18 protein-coding genes and 1 pseudogene are annotated in these 16,283 nt (G+C 62.6%); 10 read left to right on the top strand and 9 right to left on the bottom strand.

The window, feature by feature from the left end:
* Positions 1-1,501 (bottom strand): GMC family oxidoreductase N-terminal domain-containing protein (locus tag EN749_RS14070; protein ID WP_128363352.1); only part of this gene is annotated, 1,501 nt, incomplete at its 3' end.
* A gap of 204 nt (positions 1,502-1,705) precedes the next feature.
* Between EN749_RS14070 and EN749_RS14065 the strand changes: the two genes are divergently transcribed.
* The 3 genes from EN749_RS14065 to EN749_RS14050 all read left to right on the top strand — a co-directional run bounded on the left by EN749_RS14065 (position 1,706) and on the right by EN749_RS14050 (position 3,675).
* Positions 1,706-2,647, top strand: a complete 942-nt coding sequence (locus EN749_RS14065; RefSeq protein ID WP_128363351.1) for a phosphoribosylaminoimidazolesuccinocarboxamide synthase — start codon at positions 1,706-1,708, stop codon at positions 2,645-2,647.
* A 312-nt stretch (positions 2,648-2,959) separates the two neighbouring features.
* Positions 2,960-3,355, top strand: a complete 396-nt coding sequence (locus EN749_RS14055; RefSeq protein ID WP_023809765.1) for an acyl-CoA thioesterase — start codon at positions 2,960-2,962, stop codon at positions 3,353-3,355.
* 116 nt (positions 3,356-3,471) lie between these two features.
* A complete protein-coding gene (locus EN749_RS14050) occupies positions 3,472-3,675 on the top strand; it encodes a hypothetical protein (RefSeq protein WP_127271958.1) in 204 nt (67 codons plus the stop codon).
* A 150-nt stretch (positions 3,676-3,825) separates the two neighbouring features.
* Here the strand turns inward: EN749_RS14050 and EN749_RS14045 are convergent, their stop codons facing one another.
* The gene (locus EN749_RS14045; RefSeq protein WP_164781857.1) at positions 3,826-4,194 is read right to left on the bottom strand and encodes a helix-turn-helix domain-containing protein; all 369 of its coding nucleotides are present in this window, start codon (positions 4,192-4,194) and stop codon (positions 3,826-3,828) included.
* Between the two features lie 89 nt (positions 4,195-4,283).
* Between EN749_RS14045 and EN749_RS14040 the strand changes: the two genes are divergently transcribed.
* Entirely contained in the window at positions 4,284-4,889 is a 606-nt protein-coding gene (locus EN749_RS14040) for an NADPH-dependent FMN reductase (RefSeq protein WP_127809560.1), read from the top strand.
* A gap of 60 nt (positions 4,890-4,949) precedes the next feature.
* On the opposite strand, the gene EN749_RS14035 is transcribed toward EN749_RS14040, so the two are convergent.
* On the bottom strand, positions 4,950-5,759 hold the full coding sequence (locus EN749_RS14035; RefSeq protein WP_127809561.1) for an MBL fold metallo-hydrolase: 810 nt from the start codon (positions 5,757-5,759) through the stop codon (positions 4,950-4,952).
* Between the two features lie 285 nt (positions 5,760-6,044).
* On the opposite strand from EN749_RS14035, the gene EN749_RS14025 reads away from it, so the two are divergent.
* Positions 6,045-6,971, top strand: coding sequence for a DMT family transporter (locus tag EN749_RS14025; RefSeq protein WP_127809562.1), 927 nt, complete (start codon positions 6,045-6,047; stop codon positions 6,969-6,971).
* A gap of 10 nt (positions 6,972-6,981) precedes the next feature.
* Here EN749_RS14025 and EN749_RS14020 read toward each other — a convergent pair whose 3' ends face one another.
* Positions 6,982-7,890 carry an alpha/beta hydrolase gene (locus EN749_RS14020; RefSeq protein ID WP_127396669.1) on the bottom strand — a complete coding sequence of 303 codons (909 nt, stop codon included), beginning with the start codon at positions 7,888-7,890 and terminating at the stop codon, positions 6,982-6,984.
* 39 nt (positions 7,891-7,929) lie between these two features.
* Here EN749_RS14020 and EN749_RS14015 point away from each other — a divergent pair, with 39 nt between their 5' ends.
* A complete protein-coding gene (locus EN749_RS14015; RefSeq protein WP_245482692.1) occupies positions 7,930-8,604 on the top strand; it encodes a CGNR zinc finger domain-containing protein in 675 nt (224 codons plus the stop codon).
* Between the two features lie 50 nt (positions 8,605-8,654).
* On the opposite strand, the pseudogene EN749_RS14010 reads toward EN749_RS14015, so the two are convergent.
* Positions 8,655-10,164, bottom strand: a pseudogene (locus tag EN749_RS14010) (winged helix-turn-helix domain-containing tetratricopeptide repeat protein).
* A gap of 230 nt (positions 10,165-10,394) precedes the next feature.
* Between EN749_RS14010 and EN749_RS14005 the strand changes: the two are divergent.
* A complete protein-coding gene (locus EN749_RS14005) occupies positions 10,395-10,649 on the top strand; it encodes a DUF1127 domain-containing protein (protein WP_127398419.1) in 255 nt (84 codons plus the stop codon).
* A gap of 82 nt (positions 10,650-10,731) precedes the next feature.
* Here the strand turns inward: EN749_RS14005 and EN749_RS14000 are convergent, their stop codons facing one another.
* Positions 10,732-11,085: a winged helix-turn-helix transcriptional regulator gene (locus EN749_RS14000; protein ID WP_127270482.1), complete on the bottom strand. Its 354-nt coding sequence runs from the start codon at positions 11,083-11,085 to the stop codon at positions 10,732-10,734.
* Between the two features lie 129 nt (positions 11,086-11,214).
* On the opposite strand from EN749_RS14000, the gene EN749_RS13995 reads away from it, so the two are divergent.
* Positions 11,215-12,099 (top strand): NAD(P)-binding domain-containing protein, encoded by an 885-nt coding sequence (locus EN749_RS13995; protein ID WP_127398417.1) that lies wholly within the window; start codon positions 11,215-11,217, stop codon positions 12,097-12,099.
* Position 12,100: 1 nt separating this feature from the next.
* The gene (locus tag EN749_RS13990; RefSeq protein ID WP_128363350.1) at positions 12,101-12,493 is read left to right on the top strand and encodes a nuclear transport factor 2 family protein; all 393 of its coding nucleotides are present in this window, start codon (positions 12,101-12,103) and stop codon (positions 12,491-12,493) included.
* Between the two features lie 27 nt (positions 12,494-12,520).
* Here EN749_RS13990 and EN749_RS13985 read toward each other — a convergent pair whose 3' ends face one another.
* Both EN749_RS13985 and EN749_RS13980 read right to left on the bottom strand, forming a co-directional pair.
* Positions 12,521-13,831: a hemolysin family protein gene (locus tag EN749_RS13985; RefSeq protein ID WP_127295019.1), complete on the bottom strand. Its 1,311-nt coding sequence runs from the start codon at positions 13,829-13,831 to the stop codon at positions 12,521-12,523.
* Between the two features lie 75 nt (positions 13,832-13,906).
* Positions 13,907-14,821 carry a LysR family transcriptional regulator gene (locus EN749_RS13980; RefSeq protein WP_127398337.1) on the bottom strand — a complete coding sequence of 305 codons (915 nt, stop codon included), beginning with the start codon at positions 14,819-14,821 and terminating at the stop codon, positions 13,907-13,909.
* Between the two features lie 127 nt (positions 14,822-14,948).
* On the opposite strand from EN749_RS13980, the gene EN749_RS13975 reads away from it, so the two are divergent.
* Entirely contained in the window at positions 14,949-15,971 is a 1,023-nt protein-coding gene (locus EN749_RS13975) for an NAD(P)-dependent alcohol dehydrogenase (protein ID WP_128363349.1), read from the top strand.
* Positions 15,972-15,983: 12 nt separating this feature from the next.
* Here the strand turns inward: EN749_RS13975 and EN749_RS13970 are convergent.
* The coding region (locus EN749_RS13970) for an LssY C-terminal domain-containing protein (RefSeq protein ID WP_189367508.1) at positions 15,984-16,283 on the bottom strand (300 nt) is incomplete at its 5' end.

Raw genomic sequence — 16,283 nt, 5'->3', positions numbered from 1 at the left:
CTTCCAGACCATGCACCTTGAGGCGCGGGTCGACGACGGCGCGCGCGGGATCCGGCCCCATGCGGCAGGTCGAGACCGGATGATAGACGGTGCCCGAGCGCTTCCGGAAATCCTGGACCAGATCGGCATCGGAGGTGATCGAGGGACCGGGCAAGACCTCTTCCTCGATGATCTCGGCCATGGCGGGCATCGAGGCGATCTTGCGCACGAATTTCACCGCTGCCAGCATCTCCTCGACATCGGCATTGGTGGAGTAGGCATTGGCCGTTATCCTGGGGTAGTCGCGCGGATTGGCCGAGCGGATCATGATCTCGCCACGGCTCGACGGCCGGCAATTGGACAGGCCGATGGAAAAGCCCGGCCATGGGTCGGGCGTCAGGATGGGGCGCTCGCCGCTCTTGGGAATGACGGTCGAGAAGGCCTGGAAATAGAGCTGCATGTTGGGCCGCGTCGCCGCAGGGTCGGTGCGGAAGAAGCCGCCGGCATTGTTCATCGACAGCGACAGCGGGCCGGAGCGGGTCAGGATGTATTGCATGCCGACCAGCAGCTTGCCCCACCAGGGACGCAGCGTCTGATTGAGCGTCGGCAGCTTGCCCTTGAAGGTGTAGTTGATGCCGACATGGTCCTGCAGATGCGCGCCGACATTTTCGTTGGCGTGGACGATCGGGATGCCCAGACCTTTGAGCAGGGCGGATGGGCCGACGCCGGACAGCTGCAGCAATTGCGGCGAGTTGACCGAACCGCCCGACAGGATGATTTCGCGGCCCGCACGCGCCGACTTCATCTCGCCGTTCTGCTGGTATTCGACGCCGACGGCACGCTTGCCCTCGAACAGGATTTTTGTCGCCAGCGCCTTCATCTCGACGCGGACATTCCCGCGCTTCATCGCCGGGCGCAGGAAAGCGCGCGCCGCCGACATGCGCCGGCCATCGCGGGTCGAGATCTGGTAGATGCCAACGCCTTCCTGGGCGGCGCCGTTGAAATCCGGGTTGAGCGGCAGGCCGGCCTGCTGGCCGGCGGCGAGATAGCGCTTGGTCAGCGGGTGGACGGCGTCCGAACAGTCGGTGACATGCAGCGGGCCGCCCGTGCCGCGCCATGTGTCGGCACCGGCCTGGTTGTTCTCGAGCGCCTTGAAGGTGGGCAGCAGATCGTCATAGCCCCAGCCGGGATTGCCGGCGGCTGCCCAGGCATCGAAATCCTCGCGCGCGCCCCTGATCCAGACCATGGCGTTGATCGAGCTCGAACCGCCGAGCAGCTTGCCGCGCGGCCAGTGATCGGAATTGCCGGCGAGGCCCGGGTCCGGCTCGGCCTTGTAGTTCCAGTTGACGTCGGGATCGAAAAAGGTCTTGCCGTAGCCGAGCGGCATCTGCACGTAGAAGCGGCGGTCGGTGCCGCCGGCTTCCAGCACCAGCACCGAGAAGCGTCCCGAGGCCGAGAGTTTTTCGGCCAGGACCGAGCCGGCCGAGCCGGAGCCGACGATGATGAAATCATAGGTCTGCATGATGATGCGGGCGGCTCCGGAGAATTGGCTGCAGCCTAGACGCGGCGGCGCTCCCAAGTCGCCGCGCCATCCGGCATCAGTTGTGAAAAAAGCGACCGCCAAACTGGTCGAGTTTGCGGGGATACCCGACAATCGCGCTTGATATGCACCGGGGCGACAGCTTATGCGATGGGATCGGCCACCTTGCGGAAGGCAGGAAATCATATGCGGACCCTTCCTGACGCGTTCATCCCCGAACTGCCGGGCCATTACAGCGGCAAGGTCCGCGAGAACTACGACTTGGCGGATGGCCGGCGCATCATCATCGCCACCGACCGGCTCAGTGCCTTCGACACCATCCTGACGTCGATCCCCTGCAAGGGCGAGATCCTTACCCAGACGGCGCGCTACTGGTTCGAGGAAACCGCCGACATCTGCCCGAACCATGTTCTCGAATACCCCGACCCGAACGTCGTCGTCGGCACAAGGCTCGACATCCTGCCGGTCGAGATCGTCGTGCGCGGTTATCTGGCGGGTACCACCAGCACCTCGATCCTGACGCGCTACAAGCGCGGTGACCGTGACATGTACGGTATCCGCCTGCCGGACGGTCTGCGCGACAATGAAAGACTGGCGGAGGCGATCATCACGCCGACCAGCAAGGCCGCGCATGGCGGCCATGACGAACCGCTGTCCAAAGCGGAGATTCTCGAGCAGGGTCTTCTCACGCAGGCGCAGTGGGATACCGTATCGGACTACGCCTTGCGGCTGTTCGCCCGCGGCCAGCAGCGCGCCACTGAGCGCGGCCTGATCCTGGCCGATACAAAATACGAATTCGGCACCGACAAGAACGGGACCATCATTCTTGCCGACGAAATCCACACGCCCGACAGCAGCCGGTACTGGATCGCGTCGAGTTACGGACAGGCGCTTGCCGACGGCAGCCGGCCGGAGAGTTTTGACAAGGATTTCATCCGCTCATGGGTCTCGGCGCGCTGCGATCCCTACAACGACCCGATTCCAGAGATACCCGACGAGATCGTCGAACAGGCTTCGCGGGTTTACGCGCAGGCTTATGAGGCGATCACGGGCAAGGAATTCGTGCCCGATGTTTCCGGGGATACGGTGCTGGATCGCATCAGAGCTAACCTTGCAGGTTATTTTTGAGAGGTGCCCCTCTCAGCTAACGCCTGGTCTTAAGCCGCGCAGTCGACCCCACTCCGTCGAGCTTCGCTCGCCACCTCTCCCCCGATCGACGGGGTAGAGGAAGGGCGCGAGCTTGGGGTGGCGCTGCGAAGCAGCGACGGAGTGGGGGAAGCCCCCTCCAAAACCCGAAGCCGCTGAAAATCAGGCACAACCGCGCGAATGCCAGGGTTAGCCTATGGCCATGGAGGCCAGGAAACAGCAGCTGCGGCGCGTTGACCTGATCCTGCAGCGGCGATACGGATCGATGATCATCACCTCACAAGGATTTCTCGCATGGTGCACTACGCTGAAGGACGGCCGCTTGGCGATCTGACGCTGCGCACCCTGGCCATGCCTTCGGACGCCAATGCGGCCGGCGACATTTTCGGCGGCTGGGTGATGGCGCAGATGGACCTGGCCTGCGGCATCCGCGCCGCCGAGCGCGCCAAGGGCCGCGTGGTGACGGCGGCGGTCAAGGAAATGTCCTTCGCCAAGCCGATGAAGATCGGCGACACGCTGTGCATCTACACCCATGTCGAGCGCGTCGGCCGCACCTCGATGACGCTCAAGGTCGAAGCCTGGGCGCAGCGCTACCTCTCCGACCTGATGGAGAAGGTCACCCATGCCGATTTCGTCATGGTGGCGCTGGATGGCGAGGGCAAGCCGAAAGCGGTTCCTGCCGAAAGCTGACGCGAGCCGTTTTTCCCACGCTTGGTCATTTGTAACATGCCTCTCCGGGGAGACACGTTTCGCGACATCCGATGGTTGCCTCCAAGCCCGATCCTGCTGCAATCGGAGGAGAGACAATGCGTCAACATCTGCTGAACGGTTGGCTCGTGGCAGCCCTGGTCGCGACGACCTGCCTGCTCGGCGTGACCGCCTACGCGGAGGTGAAGGAAGATATCTCGCGCAGTGCCTGCACGCATGGGGAACAGGCTCCCGGCAAGCAGGGCGCACGGTGTGATAGCTGTGGCGCCGCGCGATGCGATGTCCGCGCATCAGGAGCCTGAGCGGCAGCCGTCAGGAGACGGAATGAGCGGCAATCCGCCAGCCGACACGGCGCGTGCATCCGGGCAACGATCCGCACAGCCGAGATAGAATTTCCGATCAGACAAGCCGGATGTTGCGTGCCGGGCTGGATCCCTTGCGGTGCAAGGGTTTCAGGCGTGCGTGCCGTCGAATTTTTCGCGCGCAGCCTTGACGCGCATGGTGTTCGCGCGCGCCCATTCGCTCAGTGCGCTGACGGGGATCAGCAGCTCGTGGCCGAGCTCGGTCAGCTCATAATCGACGCGCGGTGGAATGGTTGGAAACACGGTGCGGGTGACGAAGCCGTCACGCTCCAGCCCGCGCAAGGTGGTGGTCAGCATCTTCTGCGAGATGCCGCCGACGGCAGCGCGCAATTCGTTGAAACGCAGCGGTCCGTCGCCCAGCTTGCCGACGACCAGAACGGTCCATTTGTCGCCGACGCGCTGCAGGATTTCCGAGATGGCGCGGCAGTCTTCGGAGCGGTGTGGGTGCCTCGGTAACAAAAAAGTGCCTTCTTGTGCATCGCGTTTCCAGTATCTCATATAGCGCAGGTATCCAAATGATACCAGTACTTCGTGCAAGGAGAGCCCTTATGTCCAAACCCAAAATTGCCATCGTCGTCGGATCGACGCGCGCCGCTCGTTTCGCCGATGTGCCAACCCAGTGGATCGCCAAGATCGCCAAGTCGCATGCCGACATCGATGTCGAGGTCGTCGACCTGCGCGACTTCCCGCTGCCGTTCTTCGACGAGGTCGCATCCTCCGCCTGGGCGCCGTCGCAGAACGAAGTGGCACAGCGCTGGCAGAAGAAGGTCGCCGAATTCGACGGCTTCATCTTCACCGCCGCCGAATACAATCATGGCCCGACGGCCGTGCTGAAGAACGCCATCGACTACGCCGCCAATGAATGGAACAAGAAGTCGGCCGGCTTCGTCGGTTATGGCAGCGTCGGCGGCTCGCGTGCCGTCGAACAGCTTAGACTGTATGCCGTCGAATTGCAGATGGCGCCGGTCAAGTCGGCCGTCCATATCGCCTGGGGCGATTTCCTCGCCGTCCGCCAGGGCGAGAAGAAGCTGGAAGACCTCGAGCATCTGAACCAGGCCGCCACCGCGCTGGTCAACGATGTTGCGTGGTGGGCCAAGGTGCTCAAGGCAGCGCGTCAAGCCGACGCCGTTGCCGACGAAGTCAAGGCGGCCTGACCGCCAATTCGAATTATCCTCCCAAGGATCCAGGGCGGCGCTTGCGTCGCCCTTTTTCGATTATAGCGGCTCGAATTGAAAGCTGGCGCCGGATCGGACGACGCGGCCGATGCCGGGCGAATCCAGATGCGCGCCGGCAACGAAACAATGTTCGTCGGCTGCAAGCGCCAGCAACCGCAACCGGCTTTCGCGCGCCTGGTCCTGATCGGCGTCGAATTCCCACGTCACCTCAGGTCGATCGAACTGAAGCGATGGGACGTGAACGGTGTCACCCCAAATCAGAACGCGTTCGCCGCCGCTCGAAACGCAAAAGCAGCTATGTCCCGCTTCATGGCCATGAGCGTCGACAATGTCGACATGTGTCCCGATACGGTCTCCGGCTTCGAAGGCTTCTGCCATGCCGTGAAATCGTTCGAGCCGCGCTTCGGCGCGAAAAAAGCCGAGTTCTTCCCCGGGAACGAGCAAGCGCGCCAGGCGCGGGAAAGCGTCGCGGCCGTCGGCAAGCACAAGACCATGGATGTGGTCGAGATGCGTGTGGGTGAAGCAGACGGTACGGACTCGTCCGGCATCGATGCCGGCTTCGTCCAGCGCCTCGGGAAGTCGGCCCATGGTGGGATGCCAGGCGTTCGAGGCGCCGGTGTCGATCAGGATGATCCCGTTTCCATCGTCAATCGCGAAGGCATTGACGGAAAGCCTGAGTTGACCAGCAACCAACGCGACTTGTTGCGGCAATTCATCGCCAAATGGCTTGTCGCCGCGTTGCCGAAGCCGTCCGATCGGCATGTCGACATAGCCATCGCGCAAGGAGGTGATGCGCAAGTCACCAAGATCGTAGGTCTGATAAAGGTCGCCTGAAGCTATGCGGCGCATTTTTTCCGATCCGTCTGTAAACAATCGACAACATGCGACGGGCCAGCCGCGTCGGCAACCCGCCCCGTCAATTCGATCTATGCCATGTGTGCGTGCGTCGCCTGCCGTGACCGGATGATGCAGTCGGCGAGGCGGTCTGCCTCGTCCAACTCGTCGGTATGGTGCTGATATCCGGATGTCGCGAAAGCCGCGAACACGACGCCAATCGGGGTTGGACTGCTACATCGACGGGACTGCCATCTGGTCGCGCCCTTTGCCCTGATATATCCGGCTGCAATCCGTCACATGAGTGAAGCCGTGAAGACATCCAGCCTGACCGGCGCCGTTTCCCCGATGATCCCGGTGCTCGTATGCGCGCTGGCGATCTTCCTGCTGTCCGGGATGGATGCAGCGATGAAGATCCTGGTCATCGCGGTCGGCGTCTACAACACCTTGCTGTGGCGCAGCATGGTCGCGACCGTGGTCGCGGGCGCGGCCTGGCTGGCGGGACCGCGCTTAAAGCCAACCGTTCCGGTGCTGAGGCTGCATGCGCTGCGTGCCGCGGTTGTCGGCGTCGTCCTGATATCCTTCTTCTGGGGCTTGGCCAGGCTGCCGCTCGCGGAGGCGATCGGGCTCAGTTTCGTGGCGCCCTTGTTTGCCCTGTTTCTCGCCGCGCTACTGCTGGGCGAACGGATTCGGCGCCAGGCTGTCTGGGCATCGCTGGCCGGCATTGCCGGCGTCGCCATCATCATGGCCGGCCAGTTCGGGCAGTCAGACTATTCGCAAGATGCCATGCTCGGCACGGCGGCGGTGCTCGTATCGACGGTGTTCTACGGCTACAATCTCATCCTCGCCCGGCAACAGGCGCAGTTGGCCAAGCCGATCGAGATCATGCTGTTCCAGAACCTTTGCGTTGCCATCCTGCTCGGCCTCGCGGCACCCTGGCTCGCCGTCGCCCTGCCGAGTAATCTTTGGCTTCCTTTGGCCGGGGTGACGGTGCTGTCGCTTGCCGGGCAGTTCCTGATGAGTTGGTCCTACGCCCGCGCCGAAGCGCAATATCTGATCCCGACGGAATACTCGGCCTTCATCTGGGCGGTCGCGCTCGGCTGGTTCTTCTTCGGCGAGGAGGCGACCTGGACCACCTTGACCGGAGCATGCCTGATCGTCGCCGGCTGCCTGATCGCCGCGCGGGCCAATCCCAGGCTTGCCGAGCCCATCGAAATGGCGGTTTGAGCGCCGACGTTCAGCGTCCTGCAGGATCGCGAAAGACCCCAGTCTCCACCTCGTGCATGAAGTGAGCGATGAGAGCCGCGCATTGGCGATGATGCGTTTCGAGAAGCATGTGTCCGCTCTCAAAGACATGGATTTCGACTGCGTCGAGGTCGCGGCTGTAGGCCATGATCTCGTCCAGCGCGAAGAAGGCGTCGTGCCGTCCCCACAGCACGAGGCATGCTGGCTGTTGGTCGCGGAGATAGGCTTGGATGGCCGGGAAGCGCGCGATGTGCGAGCCATAATCGGTGAAGAGTTCGAACTGAATGTCGGTGTTGCCGGGCCTCGCCAGGCGCTCCGTATCGAGATACCAACCCTCGGGCGGAAACAACACCTTCAGACGCTCGGGGAGACCGCCGATATATTGATTTCGGGTCCCCTCGAAATTCATCCAGTCCGGCAGTTTGGCGCGGTTTTCTTCAGTCGGCTCGGCGAAGAATGCCTTCGGCGCGTCCCATTCCGGTCCCAGCCCCTCGTCATGAGCATTGCTGTCCTGCGCGATCAGGCCGAGGATGCGATCCGGCTGCCGTGTGGCGAGATGGTAGCCGACAGGCGTGCCGAAGTCGGTGATGTAGAGGAAGAATCGCTGCATGCCGAGGGCCTCGACGAAGGCTTCGATCGTGTTGGCCAGGTTCTCGAACGTGTAGTCATAGGCATCGATGGAAGGGGCGGACGAAAAGCCGAAACCGGGCAGGTCCGGCGCCACCACATAGGCTGTTTCCGCCAGCGGTTCGATGACATTGCGATAGACGTGCGACGAAGTCGGATATCCGTGCAGCAGCAGGATTGCCGGTCTGCCGGGGTCGCCGGCATGACGGTAGAAGATGTCGAGGCCGTCGACATTGATGGTTTCGTGGTAGGTCTTGTAACGATTGCTGCACATCCTCTCTCTCCCAGTGGTCCGCGCCGACCTGGCGGCGCTATGGGTTTGACACCACATATCCCTGTGATAGTGGTTACATCATGTAACCGTATAATGCGGTTGATGAGGTTATGTTCCATGGGCGATGCATACACCGAATGGGTGCCGGATCACTTCATAGGCGGGCATCCCGCCTTGGACCTGTCGAACGCCGTGTTCGACCGGCGGGTGCCGGCAGCAGACAATGAACTCTTCAAATCCGTCCGGGATGTTGCGAACTGGTTCAGCGCCTCAGGGCTTGCCGACGATCGCCAGGCGCAGGCCGTTGCCGAGATAGCGGACGGGCGGTTCGTGGAAGGTGTCCGCGAAATGCGGGAGGCGTCATTTCAGGTTTTCGAGCCAATCGCCGCGGGCAAACCGTCTGCGGTCGAACCGCTCGGTTTGTTGTTCTCGCGCACGGCAAGCTCGCTTGCCGCCGGCTCTATCGAACTGGATGGCACCAGGCCGAAGCTTGCCCTTGCCCGGTGGCGGGACCCGGACGCCGTCACCGCCTTGCTGGCCATGCTGTCCATTGAAGCGTTCTTCACCCTGCCGCGCGACAGGCTGCATTCCTGCCCTCGCTGTGGCTGGCTTTTCCTCGATACGTCGCGAGGCGGCAAGCGGCGCTGGTGCAGCATGCGCACCTGCGGCAACCGCGAGAAGGTCTCGCGCCACCGAGATCATGCCCATGCCTAGACCCGGGTTAGCCACGTCGTTTTGCTGCGGGCAGGCCGAATACCGGCGCGTCACTCCGGAAGACCGGCCTTGCGAAAACCATCGACGAAATGCTCGAGCGTAGCGGCGTCGCGGAATGGCTCGGTCGTCGCCCAGTGATGGGTTGTGAAATGCGGGTTGCCGACGAGAAACAGCTCGGCCTCCGCGCGCGCCTCGTCGAGCCGGCCGAGGTGGGCCAGGCTTGCGGCCAGGAAACGGCGTGAGCTTGTGCGATAGGTCTCGTCACGGCGCAACGTCTCGATAGCGGCTTGGTAGTCGCGCGCCGCATATTGCGCCTGGCCGAGCGTCAGATAGTACCAGCTCGCTGGAAACGGGTTCAGCCGGAACGCCTTGCTGATTGTGCTCGAGGCCCTCTTCGACCCGGCCGGACAGGACGGCGATGTCGGACAATGCCGCCCAGGTGTCGGCCTCGTTCGGGTCGAGCTCGATCGCCTTGGCGAATTCCGCATCCGCTTCAGTGAAACTGCGCTCATAGGCAAGCAGATAAGCCAGGATCCAGCGACAGCCGGCATCGTTGGGATCGATCGCCACGGCCTTGCGCGCCAGCTCCAGGGCAACGCTGCGGGCAGCCTCGGTTGGTCCGCCCCAATGCACCTGTCCCATCCAGTGGTTCATGGCAAGCCAGCGATAGGGCTCGGCGTAATCAGGATCGAGCGACACCGCGCGCGTCAGCATCAGATGCGCTTCCTGCGCCATCTGCGGCGAGTCGTCGATCAGCTTGCGCGCCCGCACGCAGAGGTCATAGGCCTCCAGATTTCGCGGCCGATTGCGCGGCGGCGGCGCGCGCAGCCGGCCAAGCAGCGCTTCCACGATCTTGGCCGTCACCTCGTCCTGAACGGCAAAGATATCCTCCAGGCCGCGATCGAAGCGTTCCGCCCACAGATGATCGCCGCTCACCGCGTCGACCAGCTGTGCGTTGATGCGCACGCGCCCCGCGGCGCGTCGTGCGCTGCCTTCCAGCAGGTAGCGCACGCCAAGATCCCCGGCGATCTCGCGCACGTCCATCGCTTTTCCCTTATAGGCAAAGGTCGAGTTGCGGGCAATGACGAACAGGCCGGAGATCCTGGACAGGTCGGTGATGAGGTCTTCGGTCAACCCGTCCACGAAGGAATCCTGCTCGGGATCGTTGCTGAAATTGACGAAGGGCAGCACGGCTATCGATGGTTTGTCGGGCAGCGGCAAGGGTTTTCGCTTGGCCTCGCCGAGCTGTTCGACGGCCCCCGTGAAACGGTAGCCGACGCGCGGAACGGTGGATATCCATTCGCCGTTCTCGCCGACAGGACCAAGCAGCTTGCGCAACTGCGCGATCTGGACGGTGAGGTTGCCTTCCTCCACGGCCGTGCCCGGCCATGCAGCGTCCATCAACTCGGCCTTCCCCAAGATTTCACCGGGCCGCCCGACGAGTGCTGCAAGCAGGCTCAGCCCGCGATAGCCAACGGCAACGGGGACGTCGTTCCGAAGCAGCGTTCCCGCACCCGGATCAAGCACGAACGGACCAAAGGCAAAACGCGATCCCTGCATAGGCGCATCTATAGAGCAATTCCAGGAAAAGTGTGAAGCGGTTTTCTGTTCGGAATTGCGTCAAAACAAAGGGTTATAGTAGTTTGCCGGTTCCGTGAGCCGGTGAACTGCTCTAGCTCGTTTGGAAGTTTTGAGAACTATTTGGGAGGGCTTAATTACGGCGCCGTCCGTATCGCGCAGAATTCAACCTCATCGAGAGCCCCAGGCCCTCAAACCATATGGAGGTTGCCATGACCAATACACTTGCATCAGCCCAGCGTTGTGCAGCGCGAGCGGGAACGCCCGTGCGGCCGGCATCGCGCCGGCTCCTGAAGACCCTGCGAAGCATCATAGCGAGTTGGCACGATCGGATCTGGCGCGAACGGATACGCTTTCGCTGGCAACTCAGGCAGATGTCGAAGGACAATCCGCATCTGATCGACGATATCGGCCTGACGATACAGCAGGTCGAGGGAGAGATCGCCAAGCCCTTCTGGGAACGATAGAGCGAATGCCGCAATTGCGTCGGGCGTCAGCGCACCGCCTCGCGATGGGCGCCCAAACCGAGGTCGCTTTGGGCGATATGCATCAGAGGGCATCCATATGTACGCCATTGGTAATCTGAGTGCAGCCGGGCAGGCCGAATTGCTCGGCCCACAGACATAGTGAACCTGCTGCTGCGTTGAGCGCCGCGCCGCGTTCTGTCAGCGAATAGACTACCTTCGCTGGAACCACGGAAAAGACCTTGCGGTCGACAAGGCCGTCCGCCTCCAGTTCTCGCAATTGTTGCGCCAGCATCTTTTCACTGATGCCAGAGAGCGCCTGCTTCAATCGACCAAATCTGCGCGACGCCGTTCCGAGCTCGCAAAGGATATCTACTTTCCACTTTCCTTCGACCATCCTGACGGCCGCTGCAAAGCCATTGTCCGCGGAATTGTTCATCGCGCGTTCCTTACCTTCTGGTGACCACTTACGCCCGGGTGCGTATCGCGCGCCGCTCGTTTTGACATACCTCTCAAGACGATCACAGCAAAACGCGGTCTGACGCCGCCAATTGATATGGAGTGTGGAATGAAGCTTTCAATCACGGTTATTGGAACGGGCCGTATGGGCTCGGCGCTCGCCGGCAGCCTGCTTCAGTCTGGATATCCGACGACTGTCTGGAACAGAACCAGACAGAAGACCGATCCACTCGCCAGGCTGGGCGCAATCGTCGCGTCCTCCGTGGAGGAAGCCGTGAACGCAGGCGAGATCATCATTGTGAATGTCAGCGACTATGAGGCGACAAAAGCGCTTCTCCACAGTGACGCCATCGCCTCAGCCATTCGCGGCAAGCTGATCGTGGAGTTGACTTCCGGGACGCCAAATGGCGCACGGGAAGCCGCTGAATGGTATAGGGAGCACGGCGCAAGCTACCTTGATGGCGCGATCATGGCGACGCCGGATTATATCGGCACGGACGCCGGAACCATCCTGCTTGCCGGGCCAAGGGCGGCTTTCGACACGAACCGCGATGTGTTTCGCGCTTTGGGTGGCAATGTTCAGCATGTTGGCGAAGAACCAGGGCGTGCGAACGGGCTCGATAGCGCACTACTGGCTCTCATGTGGGGCGCTCTGTTCGGGACGCTCCATGCGATCGCCGTGTCGCAGGCCGAAGAGATCGAACTCGGTGAACTGGCGCGGCAGTGGTCCGCGACGGCGCCGGTCATTGACGGCCTGGTGACCGACCTCATCAAGCGGACGAGCGCTGGCCGATTTGCCAGCGATAACGAAACGCTCTCGTCGATCTCGGCGCACCACGGCGCAATGCAGCATCTATTGGAGTTGATGCAGTTCCGCGAAATCGACCGTTCAATAGTCGATGGTTATGATGCGATATTCAAACGGGCCATAGCGGCGGGCCACCTGCACGATGATTTCGCCGCGCTCTCGCAATTTCTGGCGACAGGGAAGTAGCATGCCTTTGACGCATCTCATCGATAAGTATTGTGCATCGTGGTCCACCGAAAACGCCGAGAAGCGGCGGGCGTCGCTGTTATCGATCTTGAGCGATGGCGCGACGTATACCGATCCAACCGTTCACGCCGTTGGTGCCGAAGAACTTCTAGCCCACATTGCAGGAATTCAGAGCAAGTATCCGGGTGCATGCATTCTGCGGACCAGCAACGTGGATGTTCATCACGGCGTTGCGCGCTTCGCGTGGAAGTTTGTGATGCCTGCCGGTTCGTCTTTGCCCGAGGGCCTGGACATCGCTTTTCTGGATGAGGAGCAGAAACGGATAACGCGCATCATTGGCTTCTTCGGTTTGTTGAAACCAGCTCGATCTCTGGCAGAGGGCGGCGTCAGCTAACCGGTCAAGAGCTGACATTCGAACATGTCAGCGCACCGCCTCGCGGTGGGCGCCGGGCAGGCGGGTGGCGATCAGCTTGTCGATGCGGCGGCCGTCGAGATCGACCACCTCGAAGCGCCAGCCCTGCGCGTCGACGCATTCGCCGGTCGCCGGCAGATGATGCATGTGCGACAGCACATAACCGGCGACGGTTTCGTAATCGCGGTTTTCCGGCAGGTCGATGCCGAGAATGTCGGCCATCTCGTCGGCCTGCATGTAGCCGGCGAGCAGCCACGAGCCGTCCTCGCGCTTGACCGCGTTTTCCTCATCGCCGGCGTCGGTGTCGGCGCGGAACACGCCGGTGATGGCTTCCAGAATGTCGGCCGGGGTGACGATTCCTTCGAAATGGCCGTATTCGTCATGCACCAGCGCCATCGGCACGTCGGATTCCTTCAGCTTCTGCAGCACATCCAGCGCGTCGGCCTGGTCGTAGACGATGGGGGCTGCGCGCACATGCCTGCGCGGGTCGAGAACGCGGCCGGCAAGCAACGCGGCCAGCACGTCACGCGTCTGGACGACGCCGACCATGACGTCGACGCCGCCGTCGCCTGCCGGCAGGCGCGAATGCTGGGTTTCCATGAGCAGCTTGCGGATGGCCGCCTCGTCGGATTGCAGATTGATCCAGTCTACTTCGGTGCGCGGCGTCATCACCGCGCGCACGGCGCGGTCGCCAAGCCGCATGACGCCGGCGATCATGCGCCGCTCGTCGGATTCGATGGTGCCGTGATGCTCGGCCTCGGCGACCAGCATCTTGATCTCCTCATCGGTGACCTTCTCCTCGCTTTCGCCGCGCTGGCCGAGCAGCCACAGGATGGTGCGGCCGGAGAAATCGAGCAGGAAGACCAGCGGCGCCGAGACGGTGGCGAGGATGGTCATTGCCGGAGCGACCCTGGCGGCGACCCGCTCGGGGTCACGCAACGCGATCTGCTTTGGCACCAGTTCGCCGACGATCAGCGAGAAATAGGTGATGATGGCGACGACGATGCCGACGCCGAGCGGATCGGCGACGGTCTCGCGGATGCCGGTCGAGGCCAGGAACTGCGCCAGCCGTTCGCCGAGCGTGGCGCCGGAAAAGGCGCCGGAGAGGACGCCGACCAGGGTGATGCCGATCTGCACCGAGGACAGGAACTTGCCGGGATTGGAACCCAACTCGAGCGCGCGGCCGGCGCCATTGATGCCGCGGTCGATCATCGCTTTCAGGCGGGCCGGTCGCGACGAGACGATGGCAAGTTCGGACATCGACAGAAGGCCGTTCACACAGATGAGGACGACCACGATAGCGATTTCTACGTATAACATGAGCGGTCAATAGCATTGCGGCGCGGTCTTCGAAAATAGTCCGACGTGATTTTTGAGAAATGACCGGCATTTCGGTCACGCGGCATCCCAGGGCGGCGTCGAAAAATGTTCGACGAGGGCGTCGACGACAACCCGTACCTTTGGCGTGAGCGCGCGCGTTACCGGCCAGACGGCATGCACGACGATGTTCTCGACCAGGCAGTCCGACAGCACCATTTCGAGATCGCCGCTTTTGAGGCTGTCGGCGGCCAGCCATGTCGGCAGGAAGGCGATGCCGCAGCCGGCGAGCGCTGCATCCAGCATCGGTTCGCCATGGCCGAGAACGAGTCGCGCCTTGGGCATGAAGGTTGCGAGATGGCCGTCGGAATGCCTGATCACCCAGGGCCGGACGATGCCCTCGCGACCGTAGCCAATGACGCTGTGATCGGCGAGATCCTCGACCGATTGCGGCCGGCCATGCCTGTCGAGATAGTCGGGAGCCGCGCATATGGCCGAGCGCTGGGCGTAGAGGCGCCTGGCCGCAAGCGACAGGCTGTCGTCGAGTTCGCCCATGCGGATCGCCAGGTCGATGCCCTCCTCGATCAGGTCGACGCGGCGGTCATTGAAGGAGACTTCCACCGTCAGGTCCGGAAATTTCCTCGAAATCTCGAACAGCACGGGCGCGACGCAGCGTCGGCCGAAGGCCAGCGGCACGTCGATCCGAAGCCGGCCAGACGGGACCTGACGGCGCGAGGCAAGCAGCGACTGTGCGGCTTCGATCTCGGCAAGGGCCCGGACGCAGGCTTCATAATAGCTGACGCCTTCGCTGGTCGGGCTGAGGCTGCGGGTGGTGCGGTTCAGCAAGCGAACGCCGAGTCTCTGCTCCAGCTGCGCGATCGATTTGCCGATCGCCGACTTCGTCACATGCAGCCGCTCGCCGGCTCTGGTGAAGCTGCCGGCCTCCACCGCCTGTACAAACGCGACGATGCCTTGCAGGTCGGCCGTTTCCATGGCGATTTCCTATTGTCGACTTTTGATCCGCAATCAGTGTCAAATTATACCACACCGAAGCACTATTTTCTATAGTCGAAAGGCATAAATGTCTCGCCTGGCATCAACGCACGGAGCGCGACACGACATGAGCACCCCAATCAACAGATCCTGGCAGATGAGCGGTTTTGGCCTGTCGAGGCTAAGCCAGGTGGAAGGCAAGGTGCCCGGGCCAGGGCCGCACGATTTGCTGGTGCGGACCAAGGCCGTGTCGCTCAACTACAAGGATAAGATGATCGTAGACGGCGTGCTGATCCCCGACCTTGCCTTTCCCTTCGTGCCGACATCCGACGCGGTGGGTGAAGTGGTGGCCGTCGGCAGTGCGGTCAGCCGCTTTCAGGTCGGCCAGCGCGTGCTCGGCCAGGTGATCGCCGATTGGCCGGATGGCGACGCACCGCCGGTGCTGCATAAGCACACGCTGGGCTCGTCGCTGTCGGGAATGCTTTCCGACCATGTCATCTTCGGCGAGGACGCCGCGGTGCTGGCGCCGCCATCGCTCGGCGACATCGAGGCCGCGACATTGCCGATCGCGGCGCTGACAGCCTGGTTCGCCATGGCGGAAGCGACCAGACCGGTGCCGGGCCAGACCATTCTGATCCAGGGCACCGGCGGCGTGTCGCTGTTTGCGCTGCAGTTCGCCACCGCGTTCGGCCTGCGCGCCATCATCACCTCAAGCAGCGATGAAAAGCTTGAGCGGGCGAGAAAGCTCGGCGCCTGGCAAGGGATCAACTACCGCACGCAACCGGCCTGGGATGAGGCCGTGCGTGAGCTGACGAATGGGCTGGGCGTCAACCACGTGCTGGAAATGGTCGGCGGCGATAATGCACGGCGATCGCTGAATGCGCTTGCCGCCGACGGTCGGCTGTCGATCATCGGCCTGTTGGGCGCGATGGAGCTCAGCTTCCCTATCATGCCCTTCATGCGCAACCGCATCACCGTGCAGGGCCTGTCGGTTGGCCATCGCCGCGCCTTCGAACGTATGAATCAGGCGATCGAGGCGCTGGCGATCAAGCCGGTCATCGACAAGCTCTTTGGCTTCGACGAGGTGCCGCAAGCCTTGCAGCATCTGGAGAAAGGGCCGTTCGGCAAGATCGTGATCACCACGAACTGACTTTTGCGATGGTCAGGGCAACTGCTTCAACACGCCGACAATTGCCTCGCCATCCGTGAAATAGGGATCGCCGCCGCCATTGCGTCCCGTACTGGTGGCGCCGACGCCCGATATATCGCTGGTCGAGATCAGCGTGCCGGCGGTGGCCAGGTCGCGCATCAGGAAATCGCGCTCGGCGTCGATGTCGGGGCCGATATGGTGGGTGACGGCGCCGGTGTCGTGGCTGAGGCCGACGCCGCGATCGAAGCTGGCCGAGCCCAGCCACAGCGGCCGGCCATCGTCGCCGCTTGCATCGGTCTGCCAGAAGCGGAC

Origin of the sequence: Mesorhizobium sp. M7A.F.Ca.ET.027.02.1.1, assembly GCF_004022985.1 — a bacterium.
In the GTDB taxonomy this organism is placed as follows: domain Bacteria; phylum Pseudomonadota; class Alphaproteobacteria; order Rhizobiales; family Rhizobiaceae; genus Mesorhizobium.
This window is presented reverse-complemented; position numbering and strand designations above follow the sequence as displayed.